Raw genomic sequence first — 20,180 nt, forward strand, 5'->3', positions numbered from 1 at the left:
GGAACGGTCGAAGTGCTCAGCCGGAGATCGGGCCGCCGGTGATGCCGGGGTGGGTGGCTGCGGCGGCGGGGAGGTCGGCGTGTTCGCAGGTTCGGGACGCGCCTGGTCGACCCATCGAAAGATCTCCGACCCCACCGCGTACGGCCCGGTCGGCGCCGGGGTGGCGTGGTATCGGTGCGCACATAGACCACCATCAGCCGATAACCCCGGCGCGCGTAGCCGTCAGGTGGGATGCGATGTCACTCCCAGGGATGACACGGCTACTTCCAGTAGGCGCGGGCCTTGATGGCGGTCTTCGGGAGGGCGTGGGTGGTGCGGAAGGTCTTGACCAGCGAGCGGGTGGTCGCGCCGTCGCAGGCGATCCAGGCGTAGGTGCCGGGGACGCAGGTGATCTCCTGGGCCTTCTCGCGCAGCAGACGGCCGTCGTCGACGCGGGGCAGCCAGGTGACCTCGTGGTTCGCGTGCGCGTGCACGGGCAGCGTGGGGTCGGAGTCGTACTGGGATTCCAGCCAGACCCGGGCGGTGGCGTCGGGGATCGCGTCGAGCAGGGCGTTGATGGCCGGGAGCGAGGCGGTGTCGCCGAAGATGACGTAGTCGCTCTGCTCGGTGTCGGGCTGCGAGGCGTCCATGCCGAGCGAGCTGGCTTCCAGCTTGTCGCCGACGACGGCGCGCGCCGCCCACTGGCTGGCCGGGCCGCCGTGCAGGGCGAATTCGATGTCGAAGCGGTCGTTCTCGGGGTCCTGGTTGATCAGGGTGTAGCCGCGGTGGTGCAGCTTGTCGCTCTCGGCTTCCGGAATCCAGATGCGGATGAACTGGGTCGGATGGGCGGGGTGGTCGGCGAGCACACCGTTGCCTTCGAATCCGATGCGCAGGTACTTGTCGGTGACCGATTCCACCGAGGTGACGAGCAGCTCGTAGTTGTCGGCGCGCCAGACCTTCATGATCAGGCCATTGGTTCCTTTACCCATGTTGTAAGGCTAACCTAACCCTCCCGGTTTGTCGCGACCCGGCCGCCCGGAAAAGCGGACGGCCCGGCCCCCGCGAACCGCGGGCTGCCGGGCCGGGTGACCTGGTGGGGAGTTCAGCAGGACAGCGACGCGTAGTACGCGATGGTGCACTGCGACTCGGAGGTGAGCTTCCAGGTGCCGTCGACATCGACCCAGCTGACCGCGATCGGCGGGAAGGTGCCGAAGCCGGGCACGGTGACCAGCAGGTCGGCGTAGGTGTAGGAGCCCTCGGTGTAGGCGTTGCTCACGGTCCAGGCGAAGCCGGGGACCGAGGCCATGACGCTGCCGATCTGGTCCATCAGCGGCAGGCCGGCGGCGCCGTTCTCCAGTTCGTTGGCGCGGGTGCCGCTGTCGGCGCCGGTGTTGAGCACCAGCTGTAGCTTGGCCTGGAGCTGACCGGCGCTCGGGGCGGGGGTGGTGCGGACGATCGACGGCGCGGCGAGAGCCGGGGCCGCGGTCGCGAGGGTGCCCGCGGTGCCGAGGACGGCGGCGGCGGTGAGGGCGAAGGCGGCCGTGGTGGCGCGAACCTTGTTCTTGATCATCTTCTCGGTTCCCATCGTTGCGATTCGGATGCTGCTCGTCCGTGATTTCACCACGGTGACTGGCATCGGTCCCCAATATAAGGTAAGCCTATGCAAACATGTAAGAGTGCCCCCGGTATCGGGCGCTCAAACGCTTGAATGTGGGAGAACTTCGGTGGACAGACTTCTGGTGGTCGGTGCGGGCCCCAAGGCCATGGCGGTCGCGGCCAAAGCGCAGGTACTGCGGCAACTGGGCCTTCCCGCCCCCGAGGTCGTCGTGATCGAATCCCATGCGGTGGGCGGTAATTGGCTGCCGACCGGCGGCTGGACCGACGGTCAGCACCGCCTGGGCACCAGCCCCGAGAAGGACGTGGGCTTCCCCTATCACTCCTCCTGGGCGCGTGGTCACAACCGCGCCATCAACGAGGCGATGATGGGCTACAGCTGGACCTCGTTCCTGGTCGAGCGCGGCACCTACGCCGAGTGGGTCGACCGCGGCAGGCCCAGCCCGCACCACCACGTGTGGGCCAAGTATCTGCAGTGGGTGGCGCGTAAGTCCGGCGTCGAGGTGGTGCACGCCACCGTGCGCACGATCTCCGCCGCCGCGCAGGGCTGGGAGGTCCTGGTGGTCGACGCCGACGGCGCCGAGAGCAGGCTGCAGTCCGACGCGCTGATGATCACCGGCCCCGGCAACAGCGGCCGCGCCCTGGCCGATCACCCGAAGATGTTGTCCATCGCCGAGTTCTGGGATCTGGTCGGCCGCCGTGAATTGCCGTCCACTTCGCGGGCCGCGGTCATCGGCGGCGGCGAGACGGCCGGTTCGGCCATGGACGAACTGGTCCGCCACGATGTGCTCACCGTCTCGGTGATCTCGCCCGCGGCCACCATCTACACCCGCGGCGAGAGCTACTTCGAGAACTCCCTCTACAGCGACCCGGGCAAGTGGCGCGCGCTGAGCATCGAGGAGCGCCGGGATGTGGTGCGCCGCACCGACCGTGGCGTGTTCTCGGTGCGGGTGCAGGAGAACCTGCTCGGCGACAGCCGCGTGCACCACCTGCAGGGCCGCGTGGTCCGCGTCGGTGGTGACGGCGAGGGCATCGAGCTGACCCTGCGCAACGAGCGCCGCCCCGACGCCACCCACACCTTCGATCTGGTGGTCGACGCCACCGGCGGGCAGCCGCTGTGGTTCCTGGAGATGTTCGACTCCGATGCCGCCGATCTCGTCGAGCTCGCCATCGGTGGCCCGATCGAGCGCACCCGGCTCGAGGCGGCCATCGGTCACGACCTCGCGGTGGCGGGCATGGAGGCCAAGCTCTTCCTGCCGAACATGGCGGGCATGGCGCAGGGGCCCGGCTTCCCGAACCTCAGCTGCCTGGGCGAACTGTCCGACCGGGTGCTCGCGGAGTCCTCGGTGCGCTCCGGGGCGGCGCGCAGGGCCGCGTCCGAGCTGCACAGGGCACTAGGATAGGCTAGCCTTACTAATTCGAGAAGATGAGGTTCGGTTCATGCGTATCGTGTCGTTCGGCTTCCAGACCTGGGGCCGTAAAACCCTGCAGGCTCTGATCGATTCGGAGCACGAGGTCGTGCTGGCGGTCACCCACCCGGCGAGCGAGGACTCCTACAAGGGGATCTGGTCGGACTCGGTGGAGGAGCTGGCGCGCGAGCACGGTATCCCGGTCCATCTGACCGAGTCGGCCGACGCCGAGACCATCGACCTGGTGAAGCGGGCCGAGCCCGATGTGATCGTGGTCAACAGCTGGTACACCTGGATGCCCGCCGAGCTCTACAACATGCCGCGCTACGGCACGCTGAACCTGCACGACTCGCTGCTGCCCAAGTTCACCGGCTTCTCGCCGGTGCTGTGGGCGCTGATCAGCGGCGAGTCCGAATTCGGCCTCACCGTGCACCGGATGGACGAGCAGCTCGACACCGGCGACATCCTGGTGCAGCACCGCCTGCCCATCGGCCCCACCGCCACCGGCACCGAACTGGTGCTGGCCGGCATGGAGCTCATCCCCGGCGCGGTCGCCGAGGGCCTGGCCGCGCTCGAGTCCGGCACCGCGCAGTGGCGCCCGCAGGACAAGGCCGAGCGCACCTACTTCCACAAGCGCTCCGACCGCGACAGCCGCATCGATTGGACCTGGGACGCGATCGACCTGGAGCGTTTCGTGCGCGCCCTGTCCGAGCCGTACCCGCGCGCCTACAGCTTCTACCGCGGTGAGCGCGTCGAGGTGCTGGCCGCGAAGGTCTCCGACGCCCGCTACGGCGGCACCAACGGTCGCGTGATCGTCCAGGAGGACGGCGGCGCCGTGGTCAGCGGACCGAACCCGGTGCGCGGGCAGAACCGCGGCCTGGTGATCACCCGCGTGCGCACCGCCGACGGTGTCGAGCACGACGGCGCCGAATTCTTCCGGCGCGGTGGTTATCTCACCGACTCCGCGGAGTAGATCATGACGACCGTCGCCCAACCCGCCAGCCGGGTGCCCACTGTGGAGATCGGAGCCGTGTCCCGGCCGGGGCGGGCCCCGCTCGCACCGGGACAGCGGCGGGCCTGGTTCCTGCAGACCCGGGATCTCGCCGACGCCTCGCTCAATGTCGCGGTGAGCTACCGGCTCACCGGGGACGTGGACGTGGCGCGGCTGCGCGCGGCGGTGGCGGCGGTCGCCGATCGGCACCGGATCCTGTGCACCACTTACGGTCTCGGCAGTGACGGCGAGCCGTACCAGGTGGTCGACCCTGCGGTCCTGCCGAGCTGGACCGAGCACGACCTGTCCGAGTTGTCCGCGCGCAGCCGGGAGCGGCGCGTGGCCGTGCTGCTGCGCCGGGCGGTCGGCGCCCCGTTCGACCTGACCGCGGAGGCGCCGCTGCGGGTGACCCTGATCCGCACGGGCGCGGGCGAATTCGTGTTCTCGCTGGTGGCGCACACGATCGCCTGGGACGAGGAGTCGGCGTCGCTGTTCGCCGGCGCGCTTTCGGCGGCGTATCTCGGCGTCGCCGGAGCGGACGAGCGGCCGCTCCCGAGCGGCACCGCGACCAGGAGTGATTTCGGTGCGCCACGGGCGGAACAGCCGGGCTCGGCCGCGCAGGCGCTGGACTACTGGCGCCGGACCCTCGACACGCTCCCCGACGCACTGGAACTGCCGGGACGCGCGCAGTTCGCGCAGGCCGAGGCCGGGCGCGGTCGTCGTGCCGCAGCCGCACTGCCCGTCGAATTGCTGTCCGGGGTAAAGGAATTCGCGGCCGAGCGCGATGTCTCGACCTTCGCAGTGCTCTTCGCTGCCTGGCAGGCCGTGGTCCACCGCTACACCGGCGCGAGCGAATTCCTGGTGGCCGCCCCCGTCACCACCAGGTCGGCCGACGCCGAAGCGCGGATCGGCTACTACGGAAACACCGTCCTGCTGCGTGGTTCCTGTTCCGCCACGGACAGTTTCGCCGATCTGGTCGCGGAATCCGAGACCACCTGCGCCGGGGCGTTCACCCACGGTGGCGTCGGCATCGATGATGTGGTGCGCGCGGTCAACCCCAGCCGCACCGGCGGACGCGACGGCCTCGAAGTCATCACCCAGCTCGGCTTCGCCGTGCGTGCCGAACCCGCGCCCCTGCGTCTCGACGGTGTCACCGCGACCCGGCTCGACGACGAAGCGGGCCGCGCGCGCCTGCCGCTGCGCCTGACCGTCGTGGCCGGGGCCGACAACGCCCGCCTGGAAGCCGAATACACCACCGACCGCCTGGAACCGGCCCTGGTCGACCGGCTGCTGCGCCACTACCGCCACCTGCTCACCGCGGCACTGTCCGCCCCGGCCACCTGCCTGGGCGATCTGGAACTCTTCGGCGCCGACGAACGCGACCGCCTGCTCGACCTCTCGCGCGGCGAGCTCGTCCCCACCCCGCCCACCACCCTGGTGCGGCTGTTCGAAGACCAGGTCCGCGCCCGCCCCGGCGCCCTCGCCCTGCTGGCCCCCGGCCGCGACCACGCCGCCGACCAGGCCCTCACCTACCGCGACCTCGACCTGCGCGCGAATCGCCTGGCGCACTGGCTGATCGGCCAGGGCATCGGCACCGAGGACATCGTCGGCCTGCGATCGAGCACCTCGGTGGAGTTCGTCGTCGCGGTGCTGGCCGTGCTCAAGGCGGGCGGCGCCTACCTGCCGATCGATCCCGCCTACCCCGACGAGCGCATCGCCTTCCTCGACGCCGACGCGGGCGCGCGCCTGGTCCTCGGCCCGGTCGAACTGGCCGCCGCCGAGGAGACCGCGCTGCACCTGCCCGAACACCCGCCCACCGACGCCGAGCGGCGGCGCCCGCTGCGCCCGGACAACCTGGCCTACCTCGTCTACACCTCCGGTTCGACCGGCAAGCCCAAGGGCGTGCCGGTGCCGCACGCGGCCATCGCCGAGCATCTGATCGGGTTCTGCGCGCAGTGGGATCTCACCGCCGAGGATCGGGTGCTGCAGTCGTCGTCGGTGAGTTTCGACGCCTCGCTGCTCGACATCTTCGTCACCCTCACCGTGGGTGCCTGCCTGGTGGTGCCCGAGCCCGACGCCTTCCGCGACATCGCGCACATCGCCGAACTCATCTCCCGTTGCGCGGTCACCGTGCTGCACATGGTGCCCTCCACGCTGAGCACCTTCCTGCTGCTGCCCGAGGTGAGCGAATGGGGTGCGCTGCGCCATGTTCCGGTGGGCGGCGAAGCGCTGACGGGGGAGGTCGCCGACCGTTTCGCCGCGGTGTTCGACGCCGAACTGCGCAATCACTACGGCCCGACCGAGGCCGTGGTCTGTTCGACGCACATGCCCGTCGTCGGCCCGCAGGGGCCGGGGACGGTGCCGATCGGCATCCCCAACCGCAATGTGTACGTCTACGTCCTCGACGAACGGCTCGGGCTGGTGCCCGACGGAGTGGTGGGCGAGATCTACCTGGGCGGTGCGCAATTGGCGCGCGGCTATCACGACCGGCCCACGCTCACCGCCCAGCGTTTCGTGGCCGACCCCTTCCTGCCCGGCTCGCGCCTCTACCGCACGGGTGACCTGGCGCGCCGCGATGATTCCGGCGCACTGGAATTCGTCGGCCGCGCCGACGAGCAGGTGAAGGTGCGCGGGTTCCGGATCGAACCGGCCGAGGTGCAGGCCGCGCTGGCGAGTCATCCCGAGGTCGGTCAGTGCGCCGTCGTCGCCTCCGCCGACCCGGCCCTCGGTACGGTGCTGGCCGCCTACGTCGTGCCCGCCGCCGGGACCTCGCCGGATCTCGCCGCGCTGCGCGCGCACGTGGCCGCGACCCTGCCCGAGTACATGGTGCCCGCGGAGTTCGTGCTGCTCGACGCACTGCCGCTCACCGAACACGGCAAGCTCGACCGCCGCGCCCTGCCCGCCGCCCTGCGCGCCGGGTCCGGTACGCACCGCGCCCCTGCCACCGAGACCGAGATCCGGCTGGCCGCCCTGTTCGCCCAGCTCTTCGGCCGCACCGAGATCGGCGCCCAGGACTCCTTCTTCGAACTCGGCGGCCACTCCCTGCTGGCCGCGGGCCTGGTAGCCCGGATCAGGGCCGAATTCGGCGTGGACATCGACGTGCGCGTCCCCTTCGACACCCCCACCGTCGCCGGCCTCGCCGCCCTCATCGAATCCCGCCCCCCGGCCCGCATCCCCCTACCCCCGCTGCGCCGAAACCCCACCGCGGGCCCGCCCCCACTCACCCGCGCCCAGCAGGCGAGCTGGGATCGTTTCCGTGCACGAGAACTCGCCGCCCGCAATGACTCTGCCGACGCCTCCGTTGCCATCGACTCGGCTCAGAACGCGGCCAACTCGGCACTGGGCGCGGGCAATGTCTCGCTCGCGGCTCGGCTGGACGGGCGACTCGACCTCGAGGCGCTGCGTCACGCGATGACCGAAGCCGTTGGCAGGCACGACATTCTGCGCACGGTGTTCACCGAGGTCGATGGTGAGCCCGTCACCGCGCTGTCCGCCGAGCCGGTCGCGATCACCGTGTTGTCGACCCCCGGTGCCGCCGCCCTCGCCGCCGCGCGCACGGACGCGACCCGCCAGTCCTTCGATCCCCGAGTGGCCCCGCCCCTCGACATCCGGGTCCTGGTGACGGACAAGAAATCCCACGTCCTCGTCTTCACCGCTCACGAACTGATCGCCGACCACCGCTCCCTGCACATCCTGCTCGCCGAGACCGCCATCGCCTACCGAGCCCGCGTCGCCGACGCCGAACCACACTGGCCCGAAGCCGAATTCGACTTCGCCGATGTGGCCCGCTGGGAACACGAAGCCGCCGAAGCCCTCTCGGCCCAGCGCGACTACTGGCGTGCCGCCCTGGCGGGCGCACCGATCGCGACCGGCCCGGCGCCTGATGTGTCAGCTACGCCGAACCCTCTCGGTGCTCCCACCCTCACCCGCCGCCCCGGCGTAACCGGCCACCTCGCACGCTTCCCCGTCACCGCACAGCTGCGTCAACGGTTGCGGGCGCTGGCCGAATCCGCCGGCGCCTCGGAATTCATGCTCTACCAAGCGGCAGTCCTCACCCTGCTGCACAAGCTCGGCGCCGGAACCGATCTCGTGGTCGGTGCCGCGGTCGGTGGACGGGGTGAGGCGATGGCGGCGGGCGTGGTCGGTCCGCTGACCGGCATCGTCGCGCTGCGCACCGATCTGCGCGGCAACCCGTCGTTGCGCACGGTGCTGGACCGGGCGCGCGCCACCGCGCTGGCGGGATACGGCCATCAAGATGTGGCACGCGATGCCGTCGACGGTTCCGAGAGCTACGCGACGATCCTGCACTTCAGCGAACAGGACAGGCCGGCCCAGCCGCATTTCGGCGCGGGCATCACCGCCACCGTGCTGCCTGCGGAATTCGACGGCGCCCTGCGCGATGTGGGCTTCGGCTTCACCGGCGACCACGACGGCGGATTCGCCGCGACGGTCACCCTCAATGCCGACCGCTACCACCGCGACACCGCGCACCTGTTCGCCCGTCGCATGCTGCGCGTCCTCGGCGCGTTCGCCGATACCCCCGATCTGGCGCTGGCCGATCTGGACGTGATGCCCGCCGAGGAACGCAGGCGGGTCCTCGGCGAATGGTCCTGTGGCGTCGAGGTTTCCGAGATTCCCGGCCTGAGCGAGCTGCTGGAACGCGCGCTGACCTATCCGTCGGTGCGCCCGGCCCTGCGCTGCGGCACCGAGACACTCGATTTCGGCACGGTCTGCGCGCGGCTCACCGCCGCGGCCCGCGACCGCCGCCCGGGCGCGACCGCTGACACCCGCGACCAGGCGGTCGCCGCGGAGGCGCTCGGCGCTCTGCTCACCGCCCTCGACCAGGCGGTCATCGCGGAGGCGACGGGCACGGCGGTCGAGCTGCCCGGTGCGCCTGCTTTCCGGCCCGCCGCACTGGCCGCCGCCGTCGCCGACCGGCGCGGGGTGGCCGCCTCCCGGGACACCGCCCGTCCCGACCCGTCCCGATCCACGGCTCAGTGCCGGGTGATCGGCGTCGAGGCCGGGCCGGTGGGCCTGCTGGTGGAGGCACTGGCGGGATTGGCCGACGGCGCGTTGGTGGAGCTCGCGCCGGAGGGGGTGGCCGCGGCGGTGTCGGAGCGTACGACCCATGTCGTCGCCGCGGCCGCCCAGCTACCCGAGGTGGCCGACTCCCGGCGCTGGGATGTGCTGGGCGACAAGGGGCTCCGGGTCATCGCGCCGCAGGGCGTGCTCGGCATGGTCGGCTACGCGGTGCCCGGCTACGCGGGGACCGTCGCCAGGGGACCGCTCGACGGGTCCGGCCGGGTCCGTCCGGTGCCCGGCGCGCGCGTCGTCGTGCTCGACGAATCGGGTGCCCCGGTGCCGCCGGGTGTGGGTGGACAGGTGTGGATCGGTGGCGTCGCGCAGGCGGGGCCGGAAGGCGGCGAACTCGTGCCGACCGGTGATCGTGCGCACTGGACCACTGATGGCTGGCTGAAATTCGCTTAGCCTAACCTACTATCGACAAGGGCCTGCTGAACGATCCGCGGGCGTGAACACGAGGAGTTCTGTCCATGACACTGCGGCGAGACGACAAGGCGCCGCGCAGGCGCGCGGCAGGCCGGGCCGGACTGGTGCTGCTGGTCCTCGGGCTGGTCTCGGGCCTGGTCGCCTGCGGTTCCGGTGACGACACCGAGGCGGGCGCCGGCGTGACCATCACGCACAACTTCGGCGAGACCACCGTGTCCGGGACGCCCGAGCGCGTGGTCACGCTGGGCAGCCAGTGGCTCGACGCCACCCAGGCCATGGGGATCACCCCGGTGGCCTACGCCGACAGCGTCGCCATGGGCGGCAAGTCGCAACTGCCGTGGACTCCGCCGGAACTGGAGAAGGCCACCGTCCTGAAGATGGGCGGCGACATGGCCGAGCAGATCGCCGGTGTCGAGCCCGACCTGATCCTGGTGCCCAGCTTCCTGGTGGATCAGCCGATGTACGAGAAGCTCTCGCAGATCGCGCCCACCATCGGCGCGGTGACCCCGAACGCCCAGGTCGACAAGTGGTCCGACCAGCTCACCGTGCTCGGCAAGGTGCTGCACCAGGAAGACAAGGCCACCGAGGTGATCGCCGGGGTCAACGGCAAGATCGACGCGGTCTCGCAGAAGTACCCGAACCTGAAGGGCAAGACCTTCCTCACCTGCATGCTGACCGGCCCCGCGCAGCTGATGGTGCTGGCCGACCAGAACGACGGCTCCTCCGAGATGTTCACCCGCCTCGGCATGAGCATCCCCGCCAACATCACTTCCCAGGCCTCCGCCGGTGGCCGCCTGGCGCTGTCCCCGGAGCGCCTCAACGAGCTGACCTCCGACACGCTCATCTGCGGCGCGATGCCGCAGTTCGAGGCCAAGTTCAAGGAACTGCCCGGCTACAACGACCTGCCCGCGGTGCGTTCCGGCGGCATCGCCTTCGTCGACACCAAGACGATCAGCGCGGTCAACACCCCCACGCCGCTGTCGATCCCGTACCTGCTCGAGACCCTCGATCCGACGTTCGCGGCGGTCGGTCGATGAGCTCGCGCCCGGTCCCGCTCGCGCCCGCGCAGCAGGCCGCCCTGCTGCCCGAGCGGCTGCGCGACACCCCGGCGGCCGATGTCTTCCTCGCCCTGGAACTCGTGGGTGAGGTCGACGCCGACGCGCTCGAGCGCGCGGCCGCCGGTGTGCTCGAGGCGCACACCGCGCTGCGCACCGTGTTCCCCGCGGATCGGCGCGTGCCGTATCAGCGGGTGGTCGCGGTGCCGGACACGGTCGTGGAGACCGTGCCGCTCGACGAGGACCAGCTCGACGCCGCCCTGCGCGCCGAGGCCGCGCACCGCTTCGATCTGGCCGAGGCGATCCCGGTGCGCATCCGCCGGTTCGTGGTGGGGGAGCGCTCGATCCTGGCGCTGACGGTGCATCCGGTCGCCGCCGACGACCTCGCCCTCGACCTGCTGGCCGAGGCCCTGTGCACCGCCTACAACACCGGCACGGTCGCCCCGGCGGCCGCGCAGTTCGCCGAATTCGTGCCGCGTCAGCTCAAGAGCCTGACCACCACCCCAGCCGACGACCCGGCGCTGAGCTACTGGCTCGACCGCCTGGCCGGACTGCCCGAGCGCGCCGAGCCCACCGCGGGCACCGCGCCCGCCGAGCCGGTGCGCCGCTTCCGCGTCGACCCGGAGACCCTCGCCGACTTCGCCGGTGGACACGACCGCGCGGCGGCCTTCGCGACCCTGGTCGCGCGTTCGCTGAGCGAGGCGGGCCTTGGCACCGATCTCGCCGTCGGCATCCTGGACCAGGGCCGCGACGCCGAGGGCGCCGAGGAGACCATCGGTCACTTCGCCAACCACCTGGTGCTGCGATTCGACACGACCACCGGCGGCACCCCGCGCGACCAGGTCGCCGCGGCCGCCGAACTCGTCGCCGCCGCCCGCACCCACGCGAGCACCCGCGTCGAACGGCTCACCCACCAGCTCAAGGGCGCAGGCGCGGTCGCCACCGGCGGCTTGTTCCAGGTGCTCGTCGGCGTGCGCGCGGCGGCCCAGACCGCGCGACTGCGTGGCTGCGCGGTGCGCGAGCTGGACCGTCGGCTGGTCCAGCCGCACGGCGTGGACCTGGTCGTCGACATCGCCGGTGACGCCGACGGTGTCGTGGTGACCCTCCAGGGTCCGGCCCTGCCCGAACTCGACGCCTTCGCCGCGCACCTGGAACGGCGCTGCCGCGCCTGGGCCGCGGGCACCGACGAGACCTGCGCGCTGAGCCTGTTCGCCGCGCCCGCACCGCAATTCGACATGTTCGGCCTGCCCGGCCAGGGCGGTCCCGGCCAGACCGACACCGAACGCGCGGTGATCGAGGCCATCCGGCGCGTGCTCGAATTCGACGAGGACGACGAGATCGGCCGCGAGGACACCTTCTTCTCCCTCGGCGGCGACTCCATCGCCGCCCTGCGCCTGGTCACCGACCTGGCCGAAGACGGCTACACCTTCGATGTGCAGCAGGTCTTCGGTTCGCCCGCCATCCACGAACTGGCCGCGCTGATCGACGAGACCGCCGCCCAGCCCGCCGCCGAACCCGCCCCGGCGCCGGCCGAGGTGGCGCCGCTGAGCGCCTCGGGTCTCGATCCGGCCATGCTCGCGGCCCTGGGGAAGAAGCTCGGGCAGTGAGCACGCAGATCCTCGACGTCGTCGCGCTGTCGCCGTTGCAGCGCGGCCTCTACTCGGTGAGCACCACCTCCGGCGCGGTCGACCCGTACCTGGTGACCTTCGCCGTGCGGGTGGAGGGCCTGGCCGACCTGTCGACGCTGCGCAAGGCGTTCGACCAAGTGCTGCAACGGTATCCGCACCTGGGCGGCTCGGTCGTCACCGACGGCCTGCCGCACCCGGTGCTGCTCACCACCACCGCCGGGCACATCGGCTGGACCGAACTGGACCTGCGCGGTGCCGCCGATCCGAAGGCCGCCGCCCGGCAGCGCTACTGGGACGAGGGCCGCATCCGGATCGACCTGGACAACGGCCCGCTGTTCCGCGTCACCGCCGCGCGCGTCGGCGAGCAGGACTACGAGCTGATCTGCACCGCGCACCACATCGTGGTCGACGGCTGGTCGATCCCGCTGCTGTTCGCCGACCTGATGGCCCTGCACCGTGGCGAGGGCGCGGCGCTGCCGCCCGCCCCGCCGCTGCGCGAACACGCCGCCTGGCTGGCCTCCCGCGACACCGCCGCCTCCATCGCGGCCTGGACCGACGCCCTGTCGGGTCTGGCACCCATGCCGATGATCGCCGGTCCCGCCCCCGCCGACATCCCCGTGCTCGGTGAGGCCCGCTTCGACCGCGCCGAGACCGAGACGGTCACCCGCTGGGCCAGGGCCAACGGCCTGACCCTCAACACCGTGCTCCAGATGGCCTGGGGCCGTGTGCTTTCCAGTCTCACCGGCCGTGACGACGTGGTGTTCGGCCAGACCACCTCCGGCCGCGACGCCTCGCTGCCTAATGCCGACCGGCTGGTCGGCGCGCTGGTCACCACCATCCCGGTGCGCGTGCGCATGGACGAGCGCGCCCCGACAGCCATCGGCGCCGAACTCCAGCGCGAGGTCGCCGCCCTGCGTGCCCACGAGTACCTCGGCATCGCCGAGATCACCAAGCAGGCCGGGGTCGGCCAGCTCTTCGACACGCTGCTGGTCTTCGAGAACACCCCGATGGGCTCGATCACCGCGCGCATGCCGCTGGCCGACGGCGCCACCCTGGCCCCGCGCCGCATCGACTCGCCGAGCCACTACCCGATCGCGGTGGTCCCCGTGGTCGAGGACAACCAGCTCATCACCCGCGTGGAGATCCGCCCCGACCTGGTCGAGCGCTTCGAACCGGACCGGCTCGCGCGGCGCCTGCTCGCGGTGGTCCGCGCGATCGTCGACGCCGAACGTGGCAGCACCGTCCCTGTCCTGCTCGCCGACGAACCCGCTTCTCTCACCGTCGCTCCCGCGCACCCGGTGCCGTTCGCGAATGTGCCGCAGGCGCTGCTCGCCGCCGCCGATGCCGCCGGGCCACGGGTCGCCGTCGTCGACGAGATCGGCGAGCACACCTTCACCGAATTCGGCTCGGCCGTGCGGGTACTGGCCGGTGGCCTGCGTGCCTACGGTGTCGGGAACGGCACCGCCGTCGCGGTGGTGCTCCCGCGTGACCGGCGAGTCCTGCACGCCCCCTTCGCCATTGCCGAAGCCGGTGGCCTGTGCGTGCATGTCGACCCCGCCACCCCGGCCGACCGGCTCGCGTACATGTTCGAGACCGCGAACGTGCGTGTCGTCCTGGCCGACGAGTCGCTGGCCGGGCTGCTGGCGGAAGTGCGTTCCGAGGGCAGGGAATTCACGCACCTCGTGCCGGACAACTCCGGTGTCGTCCGCCGGGGCACCGTTCCCGCACCGGGCAGCGAGGAAGCGGGGGATACCGACGGCGGAGTTCCGGACGAGCGGACGCCGTTCTATGTCATCTTCACCTCGGGCACCACGGGTCGCCCGAAGGGTGTCGTCGTCCCGCACGGCGCCCTGCTGAACCACTGGTCCAATCACGAGCACCGCATCTTCGCCCCGGCCGCCGCGCGCGCCGGACGGCAGTTGCGGATCGGGCACGGCTGGTCGACCGGGTTCGACGCGGCCTGGCAGCCGACGGTCGCGCTGCTCAGCGGGCACGCGGTGGTGCTGCTGGGCGACAAGGTGCGCACCGACGCCGACGGGATCGTCGCGGCCATCCGCACCGAGGGCATCGACATCTTCGACACCTCCCCGTCGATGCTGAGCCGGTTGATCGGCGCGGGCCTGTTCGAGACCGTCGACGGGCGCGAACACTGCCCGCTGTCCGTACTCGCCCTCGGCGGCGAGGCGATCAGCCAGGACACCTGGCGGCGTTTGCAGGGCCTGGCCGACACCCGGGTGATCAACTTCTACGGCCCCACCGAGACCACGGTCGAGGCGCTCATGGCCGACGTGCACGACCACGCCGCGCCCACCATCGGCCGCACCTTCGACGGCATGACCGCCGAGGTGCTCGACCATCGGCTGCGCCCGGTGCCGCCCGGCGGGCAGGGCGAGCTGTACCTGTCCGGTGGTCAGCTGGCACTGGGATATCTGGGCCGCCCGGCCACCACGGCCGCGGCCTTCGTCGCGGGCGCGGCCGGACGCCGTTACCGCACCGGCGATCTGGTGCGTCGCGCCACCGACGGCACCGTGATCTACGAGGGCCGCATCGACAGCCAGGTCAAGATCAACGGCTACCGCGTGGAGCCCGACGAGGCCACCGTGGTGCTGCGCGAGATCGACGGCGTCACCCACGCCGCCGCCCTGGCCTTCACCGACAACGGCCGCACCCGGCTGGGCGCGCTGGTGGTCGCCGAGCGCACCGCCGCGCAGATCCGCGCGGCCGCCGCGCGCCGCCTGCCACAGTTCCTGGTGCCGAGCCGGATCGTGCACGTCGCGCAGATCCCGTTGAACCGCAACGACAAACTCGACACGCACGCCGCCACGGCCCTGCTCACCGCCCCGGTCGCGCAGGGTCCGGAGGCCGAACCGGCCACCGACACCGAACGCGCACTGCTGGAACTGATCACGGCCATGCGTGACGGCGCGGGCGCGCGCATCGGCATCCTCGACAGCCTCATCGACCTGGGCATCGACAGCATCGGCGTGATCGACCTGGTCTCGCGGCTGCGCGGCGCCGGGTACAGCGTGGCCGCGAAAGACGTTCTCGCGGCGGCGGATCTGCGTGAGCTGGCCGAGCGGATCGACAACGGCGAGACCGGACTCGCGGCGACCGAGGTCACCCCGGCGGGCACCGAACTGCCGCTGACCGCGCTCGCTCACGAGATCCTCGCCAACGGCGACTACCGGTACCTGGCGCAGAGCCAGGTGCTCACCCTCCCCGAGGGCGCCGGTGTCAGCGAGATCGTCGCCCGTCTCGAAGCACTGGCCGTGGCTCATCCCACGCTGCGCTCCCGGCTGCGGCGCGACGGTGACGGCGCGGTGCTGGTGGTCCAAGAGTCCTCCAGCGCAGCCGAACTCACCGTCGTGGCCGCCGGCTCGCTCACCCCGGCGGCGGCGCTGGAGCAGACCGTGCACCGGCTCGACCCGGACGCGGGCCGGATGGTCGCGGCCACCGTGCTCGACGGCAGGCTGCTGCTCTCGATCCACCATCTCGCGGTGGACGTGGTCTCCTGGCTCATCCTCGCCGACGACCTGCGCAACCTGGAACAGGGTCGCGAGATCGCCCCGGAAGGCGCTGGTATCGCAGTGGATTCGGCTCCGGTCACGCCGGTGATCCGCGGCGGCGTCCTCGGTGACCGCTACACCGACCCGGCCCTGCACCGTGCCACCCACGCCACCCAGCAGGTGGTGGAGCTGGGCCCCGACCACACCGAGCGATTGCTGGCGGCCTGCGCCGAGCACGAGGTGAGCCTGGACGAGGCGATGCTGGTGGCCTGCGCGGCGACCTTCCCCGGCACCGCCGACGAGACCGGCGCCATCGCGCTGACCCGCGAATCACACGGCCGCCCCGCCGACGACGATTCACGCCGGGTCGGCTGGTTCACCGTCGAGGAGACCCTGACCGTGCCGGGGCATCTCGCCGCGGACTGGACTCCGGCGGCGGGCAGGCCCGAGCTGGGGGAGCGCGAGCGCGCCGTGCGCGCCCAGTTGCGGCTCAACCACCTCGGCCGCTTCGACGTGCTGCAATTCGGCAGCGGTCCGTGGTCGCCGATCCCGCTGGCCGAGTTCACGGCCGAATTCGGGGTGGCGGTCGACCCGGCCCTGCCGCTGCGCTTCACCGTCGACATCACCACCGCGGTCGTGGCCCGCGATGGGCGCCCGTGCCTGGTCGCCCAGTTCGACGGCAACACAGCGGTTCTCCCACCGGCGCGGCTCACCGAGCTCACCCGCCGCTGGTACGACGTGGTCGTGGCCTACTCGGCCTGATCCAGCCGGACGGCCGATCGGGTGGTGATCCCACCCGATCGGCCGTTCTTTTTTCGCGAATGTGTGGCGCCGCTGATATCGGGGTAGCAACATAGGTTAGGCAAACCACAATGTTCATCTCGACAGCCCTCATGGGTTACGATGCCAGCAAGGTTAGGCAAGGCTTGCCTTGTGTCCCCGGGGGACGGTTCTGGTTGATTGAGGAGTCTGATGTTCGGCAAGGCGGAAGTTCGCGAGCTCGTAGCGGCAGATCTCGGCATCGCCCCCGACAGCATCGGCTTCGACGACGATCTGGTCAGCCTCGGCATGCACTCCATGAAGCTCATGCACCTGTCGGCCAAGTGGCGCAAGCAGGGCTATGACCTGCGCAGTTCCAGTCTCGCCCTGCGACCGACCATCAATGCCTGGGTCGAGCTGCTCGCCGCGGCGGGTGGAGCCGCCGAGCCCGCGCCCACCGTCACTGTCGCGCCCGATGTCGTCGGCGAGGAGTTCGAGCTCGCCACCATGCAGCACGCCTACTGGGTCGGGCGGCGTCAAGGGCAGGCGCTCGGTGGTGTGGCCGCGCACCTCTACGTCGAGTTCGACGGTGCCGGGCTCGAGCCGGAGCGGCTGCGGCGCGCCGTCGACGCGCTGCTGCGCCGCCACGACATGCTGCGCGCCCAGTTCCTGGAGAGCGGCACCCAGCGCATCCTGCCCCAGCCGCTGGTCCCGGTGTTCGCGAGCGCCGATCTCAGCGCCCGCCCCGACGCCGCCGAGGAACTCGAGCGCATCCGCCAGGACAAGAGCCACCAGCGCATGGACGTCGGCGCCGGACAGGTCGTCGACATCGCGGTGAGCACCCTGGCCGACGGCAGGCACCGCCTGCACCTGGATGTCGACATGGTCGCCGCCGACGCCCAGAGCTACCGTCGCATCCTCGACGACCTGGCCACCCTCTACGAGGCCGACGGCGGTGACACCCTGCCCGCGCTCGGCGTCACGTTCCGCCAGTACCTGGCCGCCAAGGCGGGCGGTGCCGCCGACAACAGCGCCGATGCCGCCTGGTGGGCCGAGAAGATCACCACCCTGCCCGACATCCCGTCGCTGCCGGTGGTCCCGGAGAACGAGCGCGCCGACGCCGCGCGCAGCATCCGCCTGCACCACTGGTTCGACGCCGGGACCAAGGCCGCGCTGCACCGCAACGCCCATGCCAACGGCGTCACCCCGGCCGTCGCGCTGGCCACCGTCTTCGGTGAGGCCCTGGCCCGCTGGTCGGCCAAGCAGCGCTTCCTGCTCAACCTCCCGCTGTTCGCCCGCGAGCAGCTGCACGACGACATCGACCAGGTGGTCGGCGACTTCACCAACTCGGTGCTGGTCGAGGTCGACGCGAGCGAGCGCGAGTCCACCGTGGCCCGCGCCAAGCGCTTGCAGCGCGAACTGCACACCTGCGCCGAGCATTCCGCCTACGAGGGCCTGGATGTGCTGCGCGACCTGGGCAAACTGCGCGGCGGCCCGGTGACCCCCTCGGTGGTGTTCACCTCCTGCCTCGATCTCGGGGAACTGTTCTCCGAGCGGGTCACCCGGGTGTTCGGTGAGCCGGTGTGGATCATCTCGCAGGGCCCGCAGGTCGATATCGACGCCCAGGTCGCCGAGCTCAACGGTGGTCTGCTGGTGAACTGGGACATCCGCCGCGACGCGCTGCCCGCCGGGGTGGCCGAGGCGATGTTCGCCGAGTTCCGCCGGATCGTGGACCGGCTGGTCGCGGCCGATGCCGACTGGGCCGCCGACCTCACCATCGACCTGCCCGAAGCCCAGCGCGCCGTGCGCGCCGAGGCCAACAACACCGCCGCCGACCTGGGCGCGCGCACCCTGCACGCCGCCTTCTTCGAACGCGCCGCGCAGAGCCCCGACCGCACCGCGCTGCGCTGGCGCGACGGTGGTTCGGCCACCTATGGCGAGCTCGCCGCCCAGTCGCTGGCCGTCGCCCACGCGCTCACCGAGGCCGGTGTACGTCAGGGCGACACCGTCGCGGTGATCGTCCCCAAGGGGCACCGCCAGATCCCCGCCGTCCTGGGTGTCCTCGCCGCGGGTGCCACCTACCTGCCCATCGCCACCGACCAGCCCGCCGCCCGACGCGACCGCATTCTCGCGCGCGGGAAGGTGCGCGTGGCGTTGGTGGACACGCCGCCCGTTGTCGCCGAGCCGGCCGGGAGCGTGGATGCCGCGCGGGGCTCCGCCGACCTGCCCGGCGATGTCCGCGCCGTCGTACTGGCCGACGCACTCGCCGGACCCGCGCTGGCCGCCCCCGTCGTCGGCGCCCCCGACGACCTCGCCTACGTCCTGTTCACCTCCGGCTCCACCGGCGAACCCAAGGGCGTGGAGGTGAGCCATCGCGCCGCCGCCAACACCATCGACGCCATCGACACCCGCTTCGGTGTCGGCGAGGGCGACAGCGCGATCGGCCTGTCGGCGCTGGGCTTCGACCTGTCGGTCTACGACATCTTCTCCCCGCTCGCGCGCGGCGGCGCCCTGGTCTGCGTGGACACCGAGACCGAGCGCGACGCGCAGGCGTGGGCCGGGCTGATCGCCGCGACCGGTGTCACCGTGGTGAACGCCGCCCCCGGCCTGATCACCATGCTGCTCGAACTGGGCACCGCCGAGCAGTTGCGCACCGTGCGCCTGGTACTCACCGGCGGCGACCGGGTGCGCACCGAACTCGCCCAGCGCCTGCGCGCGCTGGTGCCCGGCCTGCGCTTCGTCGGCCTGGGCGGCACCACCGAGACCGCCATCCACTCCACCGTCTGCGAGGTCACCGACGACTTCCCCGCCGAGTGGGACAACGTCCCCTACGGCACCCCGCTGGCCAATGTGGCGCTGCGCGTGGTGAATCAGCGTGGCGAGGACTGCCCGGACTGGGTGCTGGGTGAGCTGTGGATCGGCGGCACCAGCGTGGCCGACGGCTACCGCGGCGACCCGGAACGCACCGCCGACCGCTTCGTCGAACGCGACGGCGTGCGCTGGTATCGCACCGGCGACCTGGCCCGCTACCTGCCCGACGGCACCGTCGACTTCCTGGGCCGCGCCGATCACCAGGTGAAGATCCGGGGCTACCGCGTGGAACTCGGCGAGATCGAGTCCGCGCTCACGGCGCTGCCGGAGATCACCGAAGCCGTCGCCCTGATCACCGATTCCGGCCGCCTCGCCGCCGCCGTCACCACCGCCGTGGCCGGTTCGCTCACCGCGGCCCCGGTGCTGGAGCGGCTCGCCGAGACACTGCCGCCCTACATGATTCCCGACACGCTGGAACTCCTCGATCGAATCCCGTTGACCGCCAACGGCAAACTCGACCGTGCCGCCGTCCGCACGCGCCTGGCCGCCGACAGCGACCTGGTGAACGCCTACATCGCCCCGGCCAACGAGCTGGAAGCCGCGCTGGCCTACATCGCCGCCCAGGTGCTCGACACCGACCGGATCGGCGTGGAGACCGACTTCTTCGATGTCGGCGGCAACTCCATCCTGGCCACCACCCTCACCGCCAAGGTCCGCGGCCTGCTCGCCGTCGACGGATTCGGTGTGGCCGCGGTGCTCGACGGCCGCACCGTCCGCCGCATCGCCGCGGGCCTGCTCGCCGCCGAACCGGTGCCCGCCCGCCTGCTCCAGGTGGCGCGCATCCTGTGCGAACTCGCCGAGATCGACCTGCCGGAACCGGTACCCACCCGCTGAGCACCCGCCCGCGCGCGGGCACCGCA

The 20,180-nt window shown here is 71.6% G+C and carries 9 protein-coding genes; 7 read left to right on the top strand and 2 right to left on the bottom strand.

Translation table 11 applies throughout. From position 1 onward, the window contains the following. Positions 1–260 precede the first annotated feature (260 nt). Positions 261–968, bottom strand: coding sequence for a siderophore-interacting protein (locus ACFC06_RS21970; protein WP_375934153.1), 708 nt, complete (start codon positions 966–968; stop codon positions 261–263). Positions 969–1,081: 113 nt separating this feature from the next. Further along, on the bottom strand, positions 1,082–1,564 hold the full coding sequence (locus tag ACFC06_RS21975) for a hypothetical protein (protein ID WP_375934156.1): 483 nt from the start codon (positions 1,562–1,564) through the stop codon (positions 1,082–1,084). Between the two features lie 139 nt (positions 1,565–1,703). On the opposite strand from ACFC06_RS21975, the gene ACFC06_RS21980 reads away from it, so the two are divergent. The 7 genes from ACFC06_RS21980 to ACFC06_RS22010 all read left to right on the top strand — a co-directional run bounded on the left by ACFC06_RS21980 (position 1,704) and on the right by ACFC06_RS22010 (position 20,154). Beyond that, positions 1,704–2,996 (top strand): SidA/IucD/PvdA family monooxygenase, encoded by a 1,293-nt coding sequence (locus ACFC06_RS21980; protein ID WP_375934160.1) that lies wholly within the window; start codon positions 1,704–1,706, stop codon positions 2,994–2,996. Between the two features lie 37 nt (positions 2,997–3,033). Beyond that, positions 3,034–3,975, top strand: coding sequence for a methionyl-tRNA formyltransferase (locus tag ACFC06_RS21985; protein ID WP_375934163.1), 942 nt, complete (start codon positions 3,034–3,036; stop codon positions 3,973–3,975). Positions 3,976–3,978: 3 nt separating this feature from the next. Next, positions 3,979–9,480 (top strand): amino acid adenylation domain-containing protein, encoded by a 5,502-nt coding sequence (locus ACFC06_RS21990; protein ID WP_375934166.1) that lies wholly within the window; start codon positions 3,979–3,981, stop codon positions 9,478–9,480. A gap of 65 nt (positions 9,481–9,545) precedes the next feature. Beyond that, positions 9,546–10,538 (top strand): ABC transporter substrate-binding protein, encoded by a 993-nt coding sequence (locus ACFC06_RS21995; protein ID WP_375934169.1) that lies wholly within the window; start codon positions 9,546–9,548, stop codon positions 10,536–10,538. Beyond that, entirely contained in the window at positions 10,535–12,163 is a 1,629-nt protein-coding gene (locus tag ACFC06_RS22000) for a condensation domain-containing protein (RefSeq protein WP_375934172.1), read from the top strand. Before ACFC06_RS21995 ends, ACFC06_RS22000 begins: the two co-directional genes overlap by 4 nt. Further along, positions 12,160–16,452, top strand: coding sequence for an AMP-binding protein (locus ACFC06_RS22005; protein ID WP_375934175.1), 4,293 nt, complete (start codon positions 12,160–12,162; stop codon positions 16,450–16,452). The genes ACFC06_RS22000 and ACFC06_RS22005 overlap by 4 nt, the downstream gene beginning before the upstream one ends. A 210-nt stretch (positions 16,453–16,662) precedes the next feature. Continuing rightward, complete coding sequence (locus ACFC06_RS22010; protein ID WP_375934178.1) at positions 16,663–20,154, top strand: amino acid adenylation domain-containing protein; 3,492 nt, start codon at positions 16,663–16,665, stop codon at positions 20,152–20,154. The last annotated feature ends 26 nt before the right edge of the window (positions 20,155–20,180 follow it).

Source organism: Nocardia sp. NPDC056064 (genome assembly GCF_042266925.1).
Classification (GTDB): domain Bacteria; phylum Actinomycetota; class Actinomycetes; order Mycobacteriales; family Mycobacteriaceae; genus Nocardia.

Bases quoted from the DNA above. Each gene is read 5' to 3' on its own strand.
- ACFC06_RS22010 (WP_375934178.1), top strand. From the start codon at position 16,663: ATGTTCGGCAAGGCGGAAGTTCGCGAGCTCGTAGCGGCAGATCTCGGC.
- ACFC06_RS22000 (WP_375934172.1), top strand. From the start codon at position 10,535: ATGAGCTCGCGCCCGGTCCCGCTCGCGCCCGCGCAGCAGGCCGCCCTG.
- ACFC06_RS21975 (WP_375934156.1), bottom strand. From the start codon at position 1,564: ATGGGAACCGAGAAGATGATCAAGAACAAGGTTCGCGCCACCACGGCC.
- ACFC06_RS21990 (WP_375934166.1), top strand. From the start codon at position 3,979: ATGACGACCGTCGCCCAACCCGCCAGCCGGGTGCCCACTGTGGAGATC.
- ACFC06_RS21970 (WP_375934153.1), bottom strand. From the start codon at position 968: ATGGGTAAAGGAACCAATGGCCTGATCATGAAGGTCTGGCGCGCCGAC.
- ACFC06_RS21985 (WP_375934163.1), top strand. From the start codon at position 3,034: ATGCGTATCGTGTCGTTCGGCTTCCAGACCTGGGGCCGTAAAACCCTG.
- ACFC06_RS21995 (WP_375934169.1), top strand. From the start codon at position 9,546: ATGACACTGCGGCGAGACGACAAGGCGCCGCGCAGGCGCGCGGCAGGC.